Source organism: Propionivibrio sp. (genome assembly GCF_029255185.1).
In the GTDB taxonomy this organism is placed as follows: Bacteria; Pseudomonadota; Gammaproteobacteria; order Burkholderiales; family Rhodocyclaceae; genus Propionivibrio.
The window spans coordinates 25,569-43,526 of sequence record NZ_JAPUVO010000116.1 but is presented as its reverse complement, the minus strand read 5'-3'; the positions used below and the strand labels follow the sequence as shown (position 1 = coordinate 43,526).

The 17,958-nt window shown below is 58.8% G+C and carries 18 protein-coding genes and 1 tRNA gene; 9 read left to right on the top strand and 10 right to left on the bottom strand.

What is annotated here, in order from left to right; genetic code table 11:
• The first annotated feature begins 257 nt into the window (after window positions 1–257).
• The 6 genes from Q1J43_RS10480 to clsB all read left to right on the top strand — a co-directional run bounded on the left by Q1J43_RS10480 (window position 258) and on the right by clsB (window position 6,500).
• Window positions 258–1,064 carry a CbbQ/NirQ/NorQ/GpvN family protein gene (locus Q1J43_RS10480; RefSeq protein ID WP_301102443.1) on the top strand — a complete coding sequence of 269 codons (807 nt, stop codon included), beginning with the start codon at window positions 258–260 and terminating at the stop codon, window positions 1,062–1,064.
• 2 nt (window positions 1,065–1,066) lie between these two features.
• Window positions 1,067–1,462: a hypothetical protein gene (locus Q1J43_RS10475; RefSeq protein ID WP_301102442.1), complete on the top strand. Its 396-nt coding sequence runs from the start codon at window positions 1,067–1,069 to the stop codon at window positions 1,460–1,462.
• A complete protein-coding gene (locus Q1J43_RS10470; protein ID WP_301102441.1) occupies window positions 1,459–2,454 on the top strand; it encodes a 4Fe-4S binding protein in 996 nt (331 codons plus the stop codon). The genes Q1J43_RS10475 and Q1J43_RS10470 overlap by 4 nt, the downstream gene beginning before the upstream one ends.
• A 139-nt stretch (window positions 2,455–2,593) precedes the next feature.
• Window positions 2,594–4,432 carry a VWA domain-containing protein gene (locus Q1J43_RS10465; RefSeq protein ID WP_301102440.1) on the top strand — a complete coding sequence of 613 codons (1,839 nt, stop codon included), beginning with the start codon at window positions 2,594–2,596 and terminating at the stop codon, window positions 4,430–4,432.
• Between the two features lie 107 nt (window positions 4,433–4,539).
• The gene (locus Q1J43_RS10460) at window positions 4,540–5,337 is read left to right on the top strand and encodes an endonuclease/exonuclease/phosphatase family protein (RefSeq protein ID WP_301102439.1); all 798 of its coding nucleotides are present in this window, start codon (window positions 4,540–4,542) and stop codon (window positions 5,335–5,337) included.
• Window positions 5,338–5,339: 2 nt separating this feature from the next.
• Window positions 5,340–6,500 (top strand): cardiolipin synthase ClsB, encoded by a 1,161-nt coding sequence (gene clsB, locus Q1J43_RS10455; RefSeq protein ID WP_301102438.1) that lies wholly within the window; start codon window positions 5,340–5,342, stop codon window positions 6,498–6,500.
• Window positions 6,501–6,538: 38 nt separating this feature from the next.
• On the opposite strand, the gene Q1J43_RS10450 is transcribed toward clsB, so the two are convergent.
• From Q1J43_RS10450 to Q1J43_RS10410, 9 genes are all read right to left on the bottom strand, one after another.
• Window positions 6,539–8,203 carry a sensor domain-containing diguanylate cyclase gene (locus Q1J43_RS10450; RefSeq protein WP_301102437.1) on the bottom strand — a complete coding sequence of 555 codons (1,665 nt, stop codon included), beginning with the start codon at window positions 8,201–8,203 and terminating at the stop codon, window positions 6,539–6,541.
• A gap of 27 nt (window positions 8,204–8,230) precedes the next feature.
• Complete coding sequence (gene gluQRS, locus Q1J43_RS10445; protein WP_301102436.1) at window positions 8,231–9,220, bottom strand: tRNA glutamyl-Q(34) synthetase GluQRS; 990 nt, start codon at window positions 9,218–9,220, stop codon at window positions 8,231–8,233.
• Between the two features lie 22 nt (window positions 9,221–9,242).
• Window positions 9,243–10,334 carry a redox-regulated ATPase YchF gene (ychF, locus tag Q1J43_RS10440; RefSeq protein ID WP_301102435.1) on the bottom strand — a complete coding sequence of 364 codons (1,092 nt, stop codon included), beginning with the start codon at window positions 10,332–10,334 and terminating at the stop codon, window positions 9,243–9,245.
• Between the two features lie 26 nt (window positions 10,335–10,360).
• Window positions 10,361–10,930 carry an aminoacyl-tRNA hydrolase gene (gene pth, locus Q1J43_RS10435; RefSeq protein WP_301102434.1) on the bottom strand — a complete coding sequence of 190 codons (570 nt, stop codon included), beginning with the start codon at window positions 10,928–10,930 and terminating at the stop codon, window positions 10,361–10,363.
• 78 nt (window positions 10,931–11,008) lie between these two features.
• Window positions 11,009–11,623: a 50S ribosomal protein L25/general stress protein Ctc gene (locus tag Q1J43_RS10430; RefSeq protein ID WP_301102433.1), complete on the bottom strand. Its 615-nt coding sequence runs from the start codon at window positions 11,621–11,623 to the stop codon at window positions 11,009–11,011.
• Between the two features lie 55 nt (window positions 11,624–11,678).
• A complete protein-coding gene (locus Q1J43_RS10425) occupies window positions 11,679–12,629 on the bottom strand; it encodes a ribose-phosphate pyrophosphokinase (protein ID WP_301102432.1) in 951 nt (316 codons plus the stop codon).
• 90 nt (window positions 12,630–12,719) lie between these two features.
• Window positions 12,720–12,796: transfer RNA gene (locus tag Q1J43_RS10420), tRNA-Gln, on the bottom strand.
• Window positions 12,797–12,889: 93 nt separating this feature from the next.
• Window positions 12,890–14,107 carry a patatin-like phospholipase family protein gene (locus Q1J43_RS10415; protein ID WP_301102431.1) on the bottom strand — a complete coding sequence of 406 codons (1,218 nt, stop codon included), beginning with the start codon at window positions 14,105–14,107 and terminating at the stop codon, window positions 12,890–12,892.
• 66 nt (window positions 14,108–14,173) lie between these two features.
• Complete coding sequence (locus tag Q1J43_RS10410) at window positions 14,174–14,716, bottom strand: phasin family protein (RefSeq protein WP_301102430.1); 543 nt, start codon at window positions 14,714–14,716, stop codon at window positions 14,174–14,176.
• Between the two features lie 357 nt (window positions 14,717–15,073).
• Between Q1J43_RS10410 and Q1J43_RS10405 the strand changes: the two genes are divergently transcribed.
• A complete protein-coding gene (locus Q1J43_RS10405; RefSeq protein WP_301102429.1) occupies window positions 15,074–15,289 on the top strand; it encodes a heavy-metal-associated domain-containing protein in 216 nt (71 codons plus the stop codon).
• On the opposite strand, the gene Q1J43_RS10400 is transcribed toward Q1J43_RS10405, so the two are convergent.
• Window positions 15,278–16,189 carry an HDOD domain-containing protein gene (locus Q1J43_RS10400; RefSeq protein WP_301102428.1) on the bottom strand — a complete coding sequence of 304 codons (912 nt, stop codon included), beginning with the start codon at window positions 16,187–16,189 and terminating at the stop codon, window positions 15,278–15,280. The two genes, Q1J43_RS10405 and Q1J43_RS10400, sit on opposite strands and share 12 nt — an antisense overlap.
• Before the next feature lie 179 nt (window positions 16,190–16,368).
• On the opposite strand from Q1J43_RS10400, the gene Q1J43_RS10395 reads away from it, so the two are divergent.
• Window positions 16,369–17,091 (top strand): hypothetical protein, encoded by a 723-nt coding sequence (locus tag Q1J43_RS10395; RefSeq protein WP_301102427.1) that lies wholly within the window; start codon window positions 16,369–16,371, stop codon window positions 17,089–17,091.
• A 207-nt stretch (window positions 17,092–17,298) separates the two neighbouring features.
• Window positions 17,299–17,955 (top strand): phosphoribosylglycinamide formyltransferase, encoded by a 657-nt coding sequence (gene purN / locus Q1J43_RS10390; protein WP_301102426.1) that lies wholly within the window; start codon window positions 17,299–17,301, stop codon window positions 17,953–17,955.
• Window positions 17,956–17,958: the final 3 nt, after the last annotated feature.

Here is a 17,958-nt window from a genome sequence, read left to right as displayed (position 1 = left end):
TCTCGTATGGCTCAGGCTCTGGTACTCTTTCATTGTGAATCTCCTTTCTCTTGGCAGAGATCAGAAATTCACGCAGACCGTCGTAAAGGTCAAACCTTGGTGAGTCCCCCGGCAGAGCCGGGGGCTTACCTCTATGAGTTAATGGCATCGACCGCAAGGTAGATGCCATTTTTTTCGGGGCGTTTAACCCGCATCAATGTTTGAGTAAATCGGTCGACTATACTCGCCCTGTTCTCTTTCGCTCCAAGGGTAATCGAATGGATACAAAAACACAGCACACGGCGCAGGAACTGCCCTTCTACGACGCTACCGGCAACGAAGTCGAGATTTTCGACTACGCCTGGAAAAACCGGCTGCCGCTGCTGATCAAGGGCCCGACCGGCTGCGGAAAGACCCGCTTCGTTTCCTACATGGCCGCCCGGCTCGGCCTGCCGCTATACACCGTGGCCTGCCACGACGACCTCACCGCTGCCGACCTTGTTGGCCGCCACCTGATCGGCGACGGCGCCACCTACTGGTCGGACGGGCCGCTGACCCGCGCCGTGCGCGAAGGCGGCATCTGCTACCTCGACGAAGTGGTCGAGGCGCGCAAGGACACCACTGTCGTTCTCCACCCGCTGGCCGACGACCGCCGTGTGCTGCCGATTGATCGCACCGGCGAACTGATCGCAGCGCCACCCTCGTTCATGCTCATCGTCTCCTACAACCCAGGCTACCAGAATCTGATGAAGGGGCTCAAGCCATCGACGCGCCAGCGCTTCGTTTCCTTGCGCTTTGAATTCCCGTCAGCGGCACGTGAACAGGCGATTCTGATCGGCGAAACCGGCATTGATGCCGACACCGCAAAACGCCTGGTAGCCATCGGCAATTCGCTGCGCGCCCTGAAAGACCGTGACCTTGAAGAAGTGGCCTCAACCCGCCTGCTGGTGTACGCCGCGACACTGATCAAGGCCGGCCTGACGCCGGTTGAAGCCTGCCGCGTCACCCTCGTCGAAAGCCTGACCGACGACATCGAGACGGCCGAAGCGCTGCTCGAGATCGTCAAAGCCACGTTTGGGTATTGATCATGGACGATGAGCATACGCCGCAAAAACCGGGGCAGAATCTGGCGATCATCGCTGAAGCCCTCTACCTGGCCAACCTGCTGATCCTGCCTGGCATTGCCTTTGCCGTGCTCTTCTGGCTGTGGCGAACAAGGTCCGATGTACCACCGCTGGCGCGCGAGCACCTGCGTCAGACTTTTTTCGTCAGCCTCTGGGGCGGCACGCTAATCGCTGGCTTCACTGTCGCCTTCATCGCCTTTGGCGGATTACAGTGGGCGTGGACCTGGGTGCTGGTGATTATGTACTTCACCTGCGTGCATTCAACCCTGGTCGTTTGCGGCATGCTCGGCCTTGCTCGCGCGATGGCCGGCAAGCCCTTCTGCTACCCGCTGCTCGGCCCGAAACCGCAAGACGCATGAAGCAATCCACCATTCAGCGCAGCCGCCTATTTATGCAGATGGGGTTTTTTGTACTGTTCACCCTGACACCGGTCTTTGATCTGCTGCGTTACGACCTCACAGAAGGGCATGCCTACTTCCTGACCCATGAATGGCATGTCGGCATCGACGATTTCATCGCCGGCACGGTTTCGCCTTTGACGGCCGCCGGCAACGTACTGCTCTACCTTTTCCTGCCGCTGCTCGGCGTGCTCGCTCTAATCCTGGGTATCGCCTGGAAGTGGGGGCGGCTTTATTGCGGCTGGCTGTGTCCGCACTTCTCGGTCGTCGAAACGATCAACCGCCTGATGCTGCGCGCCACCGGCAAGCACTCGTTGTGGGACAAGCGGGAAACAGCGCCGTGGGAGCCCGACGGCAGACCATCGGCACGTGACGCACGCTACTGGCTGCTCGTCGTGCCCTTTGCCATCGGCTTCGCCTTTGCCTGGGCGCTGGTCTTTCTCACCTACCTGATGCCGCCTTTTCAGGTCTATGGCGGGCTGCTGAACTTCAGCCTAAGCAAGTACGAGGTCATTTTTATCGGCGTGGTAACGAGCGTCCTTTCTGCCGAATTTCTCTTCGCCCGCCATCTTTTTTGCCGTTACGCCTGTGCCATCGGCATCTGGCAAAGCATTGCCTGGATCGGCAACAAGAAAGCGATGGTCGTCGGTTTTGACCGCGAACGCATCAACGATTGCGCCAATTGCGTCGGCGGCAAAACGAGCGCCTGCGACGCCGTCTGCCCGATGCGCCTCAAACCGCGCAACGTCAAACGCTGGATGTTCGCCTGCACCCAGTGCGGCCAGTGCCTGTCGGCCTGTGAAACAGCCAATCACAACCAGCCGCAGGGCGCGCTACTGCACTGGGTCAGCGGCGAAGCCGCACGCCAGAACGAAGCCGGCTTCAACGCTACGACGCTCAAACGACTACGGCAGTTAGGAGCGACCGAGGATGAGGACACGAATGTGCGATAGGCAAGGGAGGTTAACCGCTTTCAGCGCAGAGAACGCAGAGGCGCAGAGGACGCAGAGAGAAAACCGATATATTTTCTGGTTCTTCTCCGCGATCTCTGCGCCTCTGCGTTCTCTGCGTTGAAAGAGCTTGTTCTTAGCAATGGAAGAATTCGTCGGCAAGATTTGGCATCGATGGGCCACTGGCGTGGCGGTGCGGCACTATCCCGAGGCGGCGGTGACGCTCACGGAGGTCGAGAAAACGGCCGGCATTCTCTTTCGTGCCTTTGGCGGCGACCCCGGGCTCAAGGTGGCGGCGGCGACGACCGAAACGCACGGCGCGCACCGTCGCTTGATGCAGCGCATCGCTGGCAGCGGCGACAAGGCGACGCTGGCCCGGCTCGACGCTGATACTCTGCGCCTGCCGTCCGAGATTGCCATTTTTTCGGAGCGCTCGCTCAACCGTGACCTTTACTTCTGGCTGGCCGCGCTGGCGGCCTGCGATGAAGCACCGCAATTGCCGTGGCACCTGCGCAACCAGCGGGCCACGCAAGCCACCCTGCGCCATTTCCCCGGCCTCAAGCCGCGTTACCAGCGCCTGCTCGCAGCGCACCTGGCCAGCCGCATTGAGCCACAGGCCATGGCTGATGACGAGGCGGCACAGGAGAATGCGCTACGCCAGGCACTGTGCAAACCGGGCAGCCTCGCCCTGCTGCCGCCACTGTTCCATCGAGAGTCACGCCCGCCGCAGCCAATTCCGCTGTGGCTAGCCGCCCCACCGGGCAATGTCGCGCGCACCGATGCCGCCACCGACGCCAACCTGCCGGGCGAAGGCAGCGGCAATGACTCCGCGACCAGCCCGGCGTACAAAGCCGAGCAGGTCACAGTGCCGAAGAACGACAGCCCCTTCCTGCTCATATTCCGTGCCGAGAGCCTGCTCTCCTGGGGTGAGTACGTTCGCATCAACCGCGCCTTTGACGAGGACGACGACCCGCTGGCGGCCGAAGCAGCCAAGGACATGGATCAGCTCGCGATTACCCGTGATGCAAAAACCCGCGTTTCGCGCGTCAAATTTGATCTCGACCTGCCATCCGCCGCCGAGGATGACCAGCCGGTCGGCCCCGGCATTCCGCTCCCCGAGTGGGACTACCGCATGGGTGAGTTACTGCCCGACCACTGTCGCCTGCAACCGATGATCGCCGCTGACGCGCAGCCCGCGAAACTGCCGGATGCGCTGAAAAAAACCGCGCACCGGCTGCGCCAGCAATTCGCCGCCCTGGCGCCCGCGCGGCACTGGCTGAAAGCGCAGCAGGACGGCCCGGAACTCGATATCGACAACTGCGTGCGCAACATCGCAGATCAGGCCAGCGGGCATACCCCGGACCACGGCGCCTACCTCGCGCAAGCACGCTGTGAGCGCGATCTGGCCTGCCTGCTGCTGGCCGACCTCTCGCTATCCACCGACAACTGGGTCAGCGATTCGCACCGCATCATCGACGTCATCCGCGAAAGCCTGCTGCTGTTCGCCGAGGCGATGAGCGCCACCGGCGACCGCTTCGGCCTCTACGGCTTCTCCTCGCTTAAACGTCACAATGTGCGATTTAACCTGATCAAGGATTTTTCGACACCTTACAACGCCCAGTGCAGGGGCCGCATCCTGGCCCTCAGGCCAGGCTACTACACCCGCATCGGCGCCGCGCTGCGCCAGGCCTCGCGCATTCTCGTCGAACAACCCGCCGCGCGCCGCCTGCTGCTGCTGATCTCCGACGGCAAACCAAACGACCTCGATCTCTACGACAGTCGCTATGGCGTCGAAGACACCCGCATGGCCATTCACGAAGCCCGCCGCATGGGTTTGCAGCCCTTCTGCGTGACTGTAGACCGCGCGGGCGGCGCCTACCTGCCCTACATCTTCGGCCCTGCCGGATTCACCGTCATCCGCAAGCCGGAAGACCTCCCCGCCCGCCTGCCGCTGCTCTACGCCCAACTGACGCGGGGGTGAGCATCTTGCGACTGACCCAAAAGATTCTCCCGCCACCCCTATGGAATCGTGCAATGATTGCTTGCGTTGAGAGGTTTTTCTAAACAGGTTAACTTCTTTGGCTATTCATGCCGAATAAAAAATCAGTTGGCAACACACTGCGAGTCGTCACCTACAACATCCACAAGGGATTTTCGCAGTTCAACCAGCACATGATGGTGCACGAACTGCGCAAGCAGTTGCGTGCCCTGGGGTCGGACATCGTCTTCCTGCAGGAAGTCCAGGGCATGAACAGCCGGCATGCCGCAGAGATCGACAACTGGCCGGACGAGCCGCAGCAGGACTTTCTCGCTGAAGACGTGTGGCAAGCCACCGCCTACGGTAGCAACATCATCTACGATCACGGACATCACGGCAATGCGATTCTTTCGCGCTACCCAATCGAGCATTCGCACAATCAGGATGTCACCCACCTACGCTTCGAACGGCGCGGCCTTCTGCACTGCGCGATCAACGTTCCGGGCCTGAAAATGGCGTTGCACTGTGTCTGCGTCCACCTCTCGCTGTTCGCCCGTTCACGGCGCCGGCAGCTCGATGCCCTCGCCCTTCATCTGGAAGATATTGCACAGCCCGACTCGCCGCTGATCATCGCTGGCGACTTCAACGACTGGCGCGACGAAGCCAACGAATTGCTGGCGCGTCGCCTCGGCCTCTCAGAAGTCTTTGGCGGCGTCTGTAGCAGCCCGGCATCACCCGGACGCAGCTTCCCCGCCAAGCGGCCTGTGCTGCGCCTAGATCGCATCTACGTACGCGGCTTCTCGGTCGTCCAGGCCGAAATACATTGCGCTGCTCCGTGGTCGGAAATCTCCGATCACGCCGCGCTCTCGGCGCATTTGCGCCATGATTCTGACCATTCCAAGCGCTGACGGTGCCCGCAGACTTTGTTCCCGGCAACCGGCTGACTCTGCTCAACAGTGGGGCTGAATTTTTTCCGGCGCTGCTAATCGCGATCAGCGAAGCACGTCGCGACGTGCATCTTGAAAGCTATATCTTTGAACACGACAGCACTGGCCGTGCTGTCGCCGATGCATTGATCGCCGCCGCCCGGCGTGGCGTCGCTGTGCGCCTTCTCGTCGACGGCTTTGGTACCCCCGCATTTGCAGACACATTGCTGCCTGCGCTGACCGACGCCGGCGTCATGGCCGTGGTCTATCGTCCGGACCTCGCACCTTTCAAACTGCGCCGGCACCGATTGCGCCGCCTACACCGCAAGCTGGTCATCATTGACGGCGAGATCGCCTTCGTCGGCGGCATCAATATCATTGACGACCTCAGCCCGCAGGGTCATTTGCCGCCACGCTTCGATTATGCCGTGCAAATTTCAGGGCCACTACTCCGTACGATCCAAAGCACCATGCGCCGGCTCTGGGAAATCGTCATCTGGGTCAAGCTCAAGCGTCGCTATCGCATAGCAAACAACCCAACGCCGAACCCCGCGCCATGCGGCAAGCAGATGGCGGCATTCCTCGTGCGTGACAACATCAGGCATCGCCGGGACATTGAAGAAGCGTATCTCGTGGCAATCGCCAGCGCCCGTAAAGACATTCTGATCGCTAACGCCTACTTCCTGCCCGGGCGCCGTTTCCGGCGAGCGCTGGGTGACGCCGCACAACGCGGCGTGCGGGTGACCATTCTGCTCCAGGGGTGCATCGAGTACCTTCTGCTGCACTACGCCACGCAGGCACTCTATGGCAACCTGCTGAACGCCGGCATACACATTTTCGAATACCACCACAGCTTCCTGCATGCCAAGGTGGCGGTCATTGACGAACAGTGGGCAACGGTTGGCTCATCCAACATCGACCCCTTCAGCCTGCTGCTATCCAAGGAAGCAAACCTTATCGCACTGGACCATGAGTTTGCCGGGCAATTGCGCCGCAGCCTGGAGACGGCCATGCACGAAGGCGCTCGGGAGCTGCTGGCGGAACACTGGCAACAGCTCCCGTGGTACTCACGCCTCTTGCGCTGGGCAAGCTACAACCTCGTTCGCATTGCCATCGGCATTTCGGGCTACGGCGGGAAGCACTGATCGGCAGCCATCAGGCAGGATGGACTCGCACTGCGCCGCTAAATTTCCGGAAACAGGCTCAGATTGTTGCTGGGTGATTCGGCATAGACCTGATTGCGGCCGCCACGCTTGGCCTCGTACATCGCATCGTCGGCCCGTGCAACAAAAGTTTCTACGCTATCATCACCGCCCCACCATTGCTCAACCCCGATGCTGACGGTAAAACGGATCTCGATCTGACCGGACATGGCGACCGCAGACTCGACGGCAACCCGAATTCTCTCGGCAAGTTCGAATGCGCCAGCCAGAGCGGTCTGCGGCATTAACAGTGCGAACTCTTCCCCGCCAAGCCGGCCGAGCAAATCGGATGAGCGCAGGCATTTGCCCACGGTCTGGACAAAATGCTTGAGGAGAATGTCTCCGGTCGCATGACCGTATTGATCATTCACCTCCTTGAAATGATCAATGTCGAGCACCGCCAGGCAGCAGGAAAAACCAAAGCGCGAGGAACGTTTCAGCTCATTGCCAAGCTCTTCGAGAAAATGCCGACGATTGCTGCACCCCGTCATCGAATCAAAGCGGGCCTGCACCCGCAATTCATCATTGAGCTTGATGAGTTCGGCATTGACCCGGGCTATTTCAGCCTGATGGTCCTTGCCACGGCGCAGGTAGTTGATCCCTGCGCCAACGCTGGCAATCAGCAAAGCGCCGACCAGCAGCAGGATAAGGAATGGCCACAGTCCTTCTTGCCTGATCCGCCACAGTTCGGTGACTTCCCGAAACACCCAGATCTTCAGATTGTCTGCCTGATTCCCTGAAAATGCCATTAGCATTGGCGTGCTGTGACCTTCCAGCCGCAACAGACGAAACCCATCAAGATCCAGAGAATCAACGGCGAGCATGGCAAATTCGCGCCGCTTATATCGACTCTCCCGCTCGCTTTCGGTAAGCCTGCTGACCCTGGCCCCGGGAACAGTCTTCATGAGCAGGCCGGTATCTGTGGCCGTGATGACCACCCCGTTTTCGTCAGTAATAAAGGCATTCCTGTCGTTGATCAGTCGCGAAAACTGCACCGTGTCGATCTTGACGGCAATCACCCCGAGAAAACGATTGCCCACGACAACCGCAGCTGAGTAGAAGATTCCCGGCGTATTGGTCGTACGGCCGACGGCAAACTGTCGGCCCACACCCTCCCGCTTCGCCATCCAGAAGTACTCACGATCAAGATAGTTCACTCCGGTTGCCGTGGTTGCGAGGGGAAAACCGCCCGACGCAACGCAATCACCGGCCGCATTCATGATCCAGATCTGGTCGACACCGAGTTCGGCAGCCATGGTCTCGAGCCGTTTCGACACATGCGACAGGCGCGTGTCCTTTGCAAGCATTTTCCTGAACCTGGGCAGCGCCAGATTGCTGCGCTGTACGTCAGGGCCCATGCTGGAAAGGATCGTTTCAATTTCGGGCTGTCTGGCCAGAATCTTCGGGATGTTGCGCATGTGTGCCAGAGTAAAGCCGATATTGGCACCGAGCGAGATCGCCGCTGACGACGCTGCATCCTGCTCCCGCTCGAGCATGCGGGACGTTCGCTCAAGGCACAGGCTCTCGGCGACCAGCCATGACCCGAAGACCCAGGCGCTGGCAACGACAAGCGTGATAAGCATGCCCAGACGCACGCGCCCCCGGGTTGCGGTCCAGGCAACGCCAGAAATTTCTGCATTAGACATCAGGTCATCAACCTCCATGCAATTGCGTTAACCGTTGCCGGCCGGGATAGCACCGGACACGCCACGGGCTCCATTGCCAATTTCAGCGAGATCGCCGGGAAACACCCCGCGCAACGCAGGTACGCGCGACATCGACCAGACAGAGATTGCCCAGCGCCAAAAATCGGCGACCGGGACACCGCGCAGTTCGCTCGGCACCGGATGGCCAAGAAAATCCATGGCCAGGGCCAGCCGCGCACTGCCATCAGACGGTGTGACGGCCGCCGCCTGCGTCTGTTTGGAAAGCTTCTCGCCAGCAGCATTGACCACGACTGGCAGATGCGCGTAAGTCGGAGTCGGTAGTCCAAGGCGCTGTTGCAAGAACATCTGGCGTGCCGTCGAGTCGAGCAAGTCGACGCCACGAACCACCGCATTGACCCCCTGCGCAGCATCGTCGACGACCACCGCCAGTTGGTAGGCGTACTGCCCGTCAGCCCGCAGCAGGACGCAGTCGCCGACATCACGCAGTGGATTTTGATGGACCTCGCCCTGAACACGATCGACGAAACTGAGGGTCTGATCGGGAACGCGCAGGCGCCAAGCGCGCGCGGCTTTCCCGTCGGCCAGACCGGCGCGGCAGGTCCCAGGATAGACCAGCCCGCCATCGACCGAGGGCTGGCGTGTTGCCGCGGCAATCTCGCTGCGCGAACAGGCGCAGGGATAGACATCGCCGTCGACTTGCAGGCGAACGAGCGCGGCGTGGTAACGGTCAAGACGGCGACTCTGGACAAGAACCTCACCATCCCATTCGAAGCCAAAACCGGCAAGCGTGCGCAAAATCCCGTCAGCAGCGACAGGCACCATGCGCGGCGCATCGACGTCCTCTATACGCAGCAGCCAATCGCCGCCGTGTGCACGTGCGTCAAGATAACTGCCTACCGCCGCGACCAGCGAACCAAAATGCAGAGGACCAGTGGGCGAGGGGGCGAAGCGGCCGCGATAACGGGCAGGCAAACTGAGGGACGAAACCGGATTCATGGCGCCCGACGTATAGGTGCTATCAGACGTTAAACAGAAAGTTCAAAACGTCACCATCCTTGACCACATACTCCTTACCCTCGGCGCGCATCTTGCCCGCTTCCTTGGCGCCCTGCTCACCGGCATAAGTTATGAAGTCGTCATAGGCAATGGTCTGCGCCCGGATGAAACCGCGCTCGAAGTCGGTATGAATAACGCCAGCCGCCTGCGGTGCAGTATCCCCCTTGTGGATCGTCCACGCTCGAACTTCCTTAACACCGGCCGTGAAGTAGGTTTGTAGGCCAAGCAAATGGTAGCCGGTGTGCACCAGCCGGTTGAGCCCCGGTTCGTCAAGACCGAGGTCGGCCAGGAAGAGCTGTTTTTCGTCGTCGGCCAGATCGGCGATCTCGGCTTCAATCGCCGCACATACTGCAACCACCTCGGCCTTCTCGGCCCTGGCGTGTTCGCGCACGGCATCCAAATACGGGTTGTTCTCGAAACCGTCCTCGGCGACATTGGCCGCATACAGCACAGGCTTGGCCGTAATCAGGCAGAAAGGCTTTAGGTTGGCCCATTCTTCCTTGGCCAGATTAAGCGCGCGAACCGGCTTGGCCTGGTCGAGCTGTGCCAAGCATTTTTCGAGCACCGCCACCAGCAGTTTGGCTTCCTTGTCACCGGCGCTGGCTGGCCGGCGGTAGCGCAAGAGCGCCTTGTCTACCGTCGCCATATCGGCCAGCGCCAGCTCGGTATCAATGATTTCGATGTCGCGAATCGGATCAACGTTTCCCGAGACGTGAATCACATTGTCATTGGCAAAACAACGCACAACATGCAGGACGGCATCGGTCTCGCGGATGTTGGCCAGGAACTTGTTGCCCAGGCCCTCACCCTTCGAAGCCCCGGCGACCAGGCCGGCGATGTCGACGAACTCGGTCACCGCCGGCACGACCCGCTGCGGCTTGACAATTGCGCTCAGCTTGTCCAGGCGTGCGTCGGGCACTTCGACCACACCGACTGAAGGATCGATGGTGCAGAAAGGATAGTTTTCCGCTGCCACGCCAGCCTTGGTCAAGGCGTTGAAGAGGGTGGACTTGCCAACATTGGGTAGGCCGACGATTCCGCATTTGAGGCTCATGGTGAGGTTCCTGTGTGGTGCATTCGTTAAACGACTTTGGAGTGCAGTAAGCGTTGCGCAGCCTCGTAATCGCCAGTACAAAGTTTAGGCCAGGCCAGCAGACAGCGATCCAGGGCCTGGTCGATCAAAACCTGCTCTGCCTTGCGCGGGGCCTGAAGGACATAGTTGACCACTTCGTTGCGTTCGCCCGGATGCCCGATTCCAAGACGCAAGCGCCAGAAATCCGGCGTCGCCAAGTGTGCCTGAATATCCTTCAAACCGTTGTGACCGCCATTTCCACCGCCCTGCTTCAACCGGATGCTGCCCGGCTGCAGGTCAAGCTCGTCATGCACCACCAGTATTTCCTGCACTGCAATTTTGTAAAACCGCGCCAGAGCAGCAACCGCTTGACCGGAGCGGTTCATGAAGGTGCCCGGCTGCAGCAGCCACAAATCGCCATCCCGGCCAACACGGCCGAAAAACTTGCCCTGGGCCACGAGTGGCGCCTTCAGATCACACGCCAGACGGTCGACAAACCAGAAACCGAGGTTGTGACGGTTGTCTTCGTATTCGCTGCCGGGGTTACCGAGGCCGACGATCAGACGGGGTGGAGTCATTGGAGAAATGCCCTGAAAACCAAAAGCCGCCGCTGGCATCAAGCACCAAACGGCGGCCTCTCATGGCGGACGCAAGGATCAGGCAGCAGGCGCAGCTTCTTCGCCTTCGACACCCTCGGCAACAACAGCCTTCTTGACCGAGATCGAAACCACGACAGGATCGTCATTGCCATGAGTAATCGGTTTCACGCCTTTCGGGAAAACGATCTGCGACACGTGGATCGTATGCCCGGCTTCGAGATCCTTCAAGTCAACTTCGATAAAGACCGGGAGATCCTGCGGCAGACAGCTCACCTCGATCTCGACCATAGCCGGCGAGACATTGCCGCCGCTGAGCTTGACACCCGGCGAACTTTCGGCGTTGATGAAGTGTAGCGGCACCTTCTGATGAATCGCATGGGTGGCATCGACACGCAAAAAATCGACGTGCAGAACCAGCGGCCGGTAAGGATGCATCTGGGAATCACGCAGCAGCACGGTTTCCACAACACCATCAACATTGATTGTCAGCACGGACGAGTGAAAAGCCTCCTTGCGCAGCGCCAGAAGAAGATCGTTGTGCGGAAGTTCGATCATGGTCGGTGCAGTTGTGCCACCGTAAACGATGCCCGGCACCCTGTTCGCATGACGCAGGCGGCGGCTCGCTCCGGACCCCTGCAGTGTGCGCTGTTGTGCGTTAAGTTCAAATTTCATGATAGCTCCTGAGTGAAACAAACCCCGCCCGCGACCAGGCAGGGGGTTAATAAAACTATTCAATAAACAGCGAAGAAACCGAATCCTCGTTGCTAATCCGGCGAATCGTTTCGGCCAGAACATCGGCCACCGACAATTGCCTAATGCGTGATGACTTCTGCGCCTCGACACTCAATGGAATGGTGTCGGTAACAACCAGTTCGTCAAGTGCGGAGTCGTTGATGCGGCTGACGGCCGCTCCGGAAAGAACCGGGTGAACGCAATAGGCGAGAACCTTCTTGGCGCCGTTATTCTTGAGCGCGGCAGCGGCCTTGCACAGTGTGCCGGCAGTATCGACCATGTCGTCCATAATGACGCAAGTGCGGCCTTCGACCTCGCCGATGATGTTCATGACTTCCGAGACGTTGGCTTTCGGACGCCGTTTATCGATGATCGCCAGGTCGCACTCGAGGCGTTTGGCCAACGCACGGGCACGCACCACCCCGCCGACGTCGGGCGAAACGACCATCAGATCTTCAAAATCCTTTTTCCACACATCCGCCAGCATGATCGGCAGCGAATAGATATTGTCGACCGGGATGTTGAAAAAGCCTTGTATCTGCTCAGCATGCAAGTCCATGGTCAGCACTCGGTGCACGCCGGCGGCGGTAAGCAGGTCGGCGACCAGTTTGGCGGCAATCGGCACGCGCGCCGAGCGCACCCGTCGATCCTGACGGGAATACCCGAAATAAGGGATGGCGGCAGTAATGCGGGTCGCCGAAGCACGCTTGAGCGCATCAACCATCACCAGCAATTCCATCAGGTTTTCGTTGGCCGGTGCACAAGTCGATTGCAGGATGAAAACATCCTTGCCGCGCACGTGCTCCTGAATCTCAACGGTAATTTCGCCATCCGAAAAGCGGCCGACGTTGGCTCGCCCAAGCGAGATATTCAGACGCTTGACGACATCGGCAGCCAACTTGGGGTTGGCATTACCAGTGAATACCATCAGGCTGTCGTAGGCCATAGCGCGCATCCTGTGACGCCGGAAAGACGCCAGATAAAAAACAGTCGGTACAGGCAACCTGAACTGCTGCCCGGGTTGAAAGAAACTGAATGGCTGGGGAAGAAGGATTCGAACCTTCGAATGCCGGAATCAAAATCCGGTGCCTTAACCAACTTGGCGACTCCCCAGCAGTCGCCCACTGATTGAGTCCCAGCGAGCGAGGCGCGGATTATACAGGGATTTTCCTAAAAAAAAACAGGGCAGCGCGGCCATTTGAAGGATCAGGCCTGGCTAGCGAGCCAGCATTCCAGATTGTGCAGTGACGAATCAAGCGCCGCTGCGGTCGACATGAGATCCGGGGAGCGTTTATCGGACAGCAGCGAACGGCTGTGATCGCGAAGCAGCGGAATATTAAGGTGCATACCGTGTCGTGCAAAAATTGGCGAGAGTTCGTGCCGACGTCGGTACAGATCGGAGCGCGTACGCTGATAGGCATGCTCGCACAAGCGGCTGCGACTGCGATAACTGAAGACATTGGTAAAGAACATTTCGGCGTCATCACGTTTCGGCTCGAACAACACCACGTCCGAATTCTCGTATTCGTGCCGGTAACGCGCCATACCGATCTGCATGCGGGAGTGAATGATGGCGCGGAATGTTTGCGACAAAACAACGGGCAAGCCGCCGTCTACCAGATGCTCAGGCCGACGCACCGAATCATCATGATGCGGCTGTTTGAACGCCAGCGCGGAATCAAAAGGCACGAGCGGGTTGATGCAGATCACCAGATCGGCACCCTCGCGCAAGGCAACCGAGGCGTGCAATGTTTTTATCAGGGCGCCATCAACGTAATAATGTCCGCCGATCTTCACCGGCGGAAATAATCCGGGCAGAGCTGCGCTGGCCTGAACGGCCAGCGAGATCGGCACATCATCGTGCCCTGCAGTGCCAAAAGCCACTGAATCACCTGAATCAAGATCAGTCGCGACCAGAAAGAGTTTGTGCCTGAGCTGCCTGAAATCGTTGCTCCGCCCGGATGTTGAAAACAGTTTGCGCAGCAGTTCATCAATCCCCGAATTATCAAAAAAACCCGCCGGGAGCACGTAACTCAGGCGCTGAAACGATTCGAACAAACCCAGATGCCATGGGTCTGAAAGATAATGCCGGAGAGAAGACCAGAGCAGGGGAGGCACAGAAAGCGCGCGCTTGAAATACTCGCCAAATGCCGGACGCAATAACATCTCGGGGTCAAAAACCTCGTCGGTATCATTCTCAACCAACATGCGCGCCAGTGTTTCCGGACGCAGGCCATTGGCCAGCGCGGCAGCAACGAAGCCACCCGAGCTAACGCCAACGAAATAATCAAACTCATTGATATCCGCACCATCGAGCGACTCGGCCAGTGCAGCCAGAGCGCCGACCTCGTAGATTCCACCAACCGGCCCACCGCCAGCAAGCGCCAATCCTACCTTCGAACTCGAGACTGCTGCGGCCATCATTTGTCTCCAAAAAAATGGCGGGGCGATGGAAACGCGCCACCGCCGACCAAATTTCTGCGAACCTGACTACTTATTGCTCTTGGCAATAGTCTTCAGGACATCCGCCGGTGTAACTGACGGCGCGACCTTCGCCGCAACCGGCTTTTTGGCAGCAGCTTTGACTGTCGGCTTGGCGACCTTGGCTACCGCAGCCTTGGCTACCGGCTTGGCAGCAAGCTTCGGCGCCGTTTTCCTTTCGCTCAATCCCTGCACGACGGCAGTCAACTCAGCTACGCGTCTGGATAGTTTGTCGATATCCTTCTTGCTCGGCACACCAAGACTGCCGAGCGCCCGCGCAACGCGGTCTTCAAACACCTGCTCAAGACGATCCCAGGTCCCGGCTGCCTTGCCGGCAACAACGGCGATCTTCTCATCGGTCATCTTGCGTGTCCGCGCCTGAATGGTCTCACCCTCCCTAACCAACGCATCAAAGACCTTGCCACCTTCTTCCTGAGCCTTGGCAAATGCGCCGAGGCCAGCCAGCCAGATTTGCTGCGCTGAATCTTTGACGGTCAGTGCGAGTTGATTTTCCGTCAAACTACCCGCCAGTGCTTTCAATTTTTTTCCCATGTCGATCTCCTTGACGATAACAAACAAAAAAGGCCGGCAAGCGTTGTTTCCCTTGCCTCCCTGTGACATTGTAGGGACAATAAATAGAGGGGGCACACTAATAAGCTAGGCTTCACCCTCTAAAATCAACTACAAGATGTGCATGCTGGCGTACTACGTCGAATGAGCCACAAACGGTACGCCGAGCGTCGAAATCATCACCTCCGCCAACTCGAAACAGCGCCGCGCGATGGAACTTCTGCAACAGATATCGGCGTAGTCAGAAAACAGAACTCCAATCTCAAGCCAAACGCTTGCGGTATCAGCTACATTCGCTCTTCAAGTGTTGGAACTTCAGGTTAGAACCAGGGGTAACTCATGGAAACTATCATCATCCAAATCAGCGGCATGAAAAACGAGGAATGTGTCCGTGCAGTGACCAATGCGATTCAGGATCTGCCCAGTATCGGTCAGCTCGAAGTGTCACTGGAGAAAGGCGAAGTCAGCGTCGAGCATGGCCGCTTTGTCAGCCTGGACGACATTCTCCAGGCCATCGCCGAGGCCGGCTATGAGGCGGTTTGGTCAGGTAAATAGGGTCAGCATTTCCTGGGCGTCGGCCTCGATTTCTGGCAGCAGGTCGGCGAAGTTCTGACGAACGAGTCCCGATTCGCCAACGTCCGGATCAAAATTTTGACGTAGCCATTCGAAATCGGTACCGGCGAGAATGTTGCCGACATAGACGATTTCAGACAAGGTCCGCACCATTGCCGGAGCGGCACGCGGCTGATCGTGATCGATGGTCGCCTGGACAATTTCATCGGGCATGCCGAGGGCGTTGAGCAGCGTGACGCCGATGCTTTCATGCCACTGCAGGATGAGATGTTTTAAGGTGTCGGGACGGGCGCGCAGTTCCGGGTACTGGACCGCGCGGTAGAGCATGTAGAAGGCACCAAGGTCATGCACCAGACCGGCCAGCAGGGCTTCGTCCGGGTTGATCCGGGTGTAGGTGTGCGCCAGGATGCGGGTCGCCGATGCGGTCTTGATGGAATGTTCCCAGAGAGCGTGGGTAAAGTCGTTGAAGGCCACTAGATCCTTTGAGCGCATGAGCTGGCCCATGGCAATGGCAAGAGCGGTGGTGCGTACCACGTCGATTCCCAGGCGGGTGATGGCGGCCTTCAGATCAATAACCTGATTGTTTCTGCGTCGGTAATAGGCGGAGTTGGCCAGGCGCATCAACTTGGTGGCCACCAGCGGTTCGAGGCTGACGATGCGGGCAATGCGCGCCGTCGGCAGAGCAGGATCATGCAATTCCTGACGCAGGTGGAACGCTGCGTCAAAATAGGTCGGAAAAACCACCGTGCCTGTCAGTTCCTTGGCGATGTCCGCGAGCATCTGGAAGCGTTCGTCGTTGAGAGCCTGGCCGACCTTGTCGCCCTGCTTTTCATCAACGTCTTCTGCATCCGCTTTCGGGTGCGCTTCGTGGTTCGTAGTCATGACAGGCTAGTTTCTCTTTCTTGTGCAACTTTGGTACTCGACAGGCATTTCAACGACGACTTTTACAACGATAGCAATTGTGTGATGGATTGTCACTTGGCTTTGATCTTCTCGCCATAACCGGCCAGTGTTGCCGTTTGAAGTCAAGTTTGCCGGATGTGAGTGCGTTATCATGAGATATGCTTGGCCGCCCTGTTCCCCCGCTGCTTGTTCTGCTGGTTTTCCTGCTTGCGTCCTGCGCTACCCGCATCGGTTCCAACGGGCAGCAAGAGACGCGTTTTGATCCGCGCTATCTGGCCAAGACCGAGATCGACCGGGTGATCGATACCGACCGCGCTGAAGTGATGGCCGGCCTGCGCCGTATCGCCGAGAAACTCTACCGACGCAATCCACGGGAATGGAAGAAATCCGGGCAGCCCGGCATCGAGGCAGCGCTTGATCGCCTGTTTGCCGGCGGAGTTGATTTCCCCGAGTTGGAGGGGCGCCGCGAGGGTGCCGCAGCGCTCTTTGCCTTCAGCCCAAACTATCAAGGCGATCGCGTACTAGCCGTAATGGCCGGGTTGTTGGGCATGGCCTATGCTGCTTTCGAAGACAAGGACGATTTTTATCTGCTCGACAACTTGAATGAGCAGAAGCTCTACAATTGCGCCCGCAACATTGAAATCGCCATCTGGAAAATGTCGTCAACTAGGAATGCCAGTGGTGAAACGTTGCTGCTGTCCAATGAGCTGGACCCGAATAACCCCAACCTGAGTTTCGAGCGTGAGTTCGGTCGCGTTATCGGTCTCCTGGATTTTCTCTCCAAGGTGGTCGCCGACAAGCACGGGCGGACAGTCACGCGGTTTACGCAAAGCCTGGCGACGGCGGTGTTTTTGCCCGTCGGTCTGTTAGGCATCAAATGAACCTAGAAACCTCACCGCAAAGGCGCAAAGACGCAAAGATCGCAAAGAAATAAAGGGATTGCATGGTTTTCTCCATTCACCACCTGGGTGAGCACCATGAACAAGATCAACAAGATTAAACTGTTGATTTCTTTGCGGCACTCTGCGCCCTTCGCGGCTCTGCATTCCCTTCAGTCACCTTTGCGGTGAACAACTGAGTTTTTAAAGATGAAATCAATCGTCATTCTCATCTCCGGTCGCGGCAGCAATATGGAGTCGCTGCTGGCCGCTGTCGCTGCGGGATCGCTGCCGGTGCGCGTGGCGGCGGTGCTGGCCAACCGGGCCGATGCCAAAGGGCTGGAAACGGCTGCGGCAGCAGGCGTTGTGACGCGCGTTGTCGAACACAGGTCATTTGCCTCGCGCGATGCCTTCGATGCCGCCCTGGCCGAAGCCATTGATGCTTTTTCTCCGGATCTGGTCGTGCTGGCCGGTTTCATGCGAATTTTGAGCGATGGTTTCGTGCGCCATTTCGCCGGGCGATTGATCAATATCCATCCTTCGCTGCTGCCGTCCTTCCCCGGTCTGCACACCCATCAGCGGGCGATTGATGAGGGCGTGCGGGTGCATGGCTGTACGGTGCATTTCGTGACCCCGGCGCTTGATCACGGCCCGATCATCGTTCAAGCCGCCGTTCCGGTGCTTGACGGCGATGACGCCGCCAGCCTCGCGGCGCGGGTGCTGGCCCAGGAGCATCAGGTTTATCCGCTGGCCGTGCGCTGGTTCGCTGAAGGTCATCTACAGTTGGTCGATGGGCGGGTTGTCTTCAGTGCGCCGCAGGACAGCGCTGGCGCCCTGGTGTCGCCGCTGGCGCGAGTTGCGCGTTAGCGC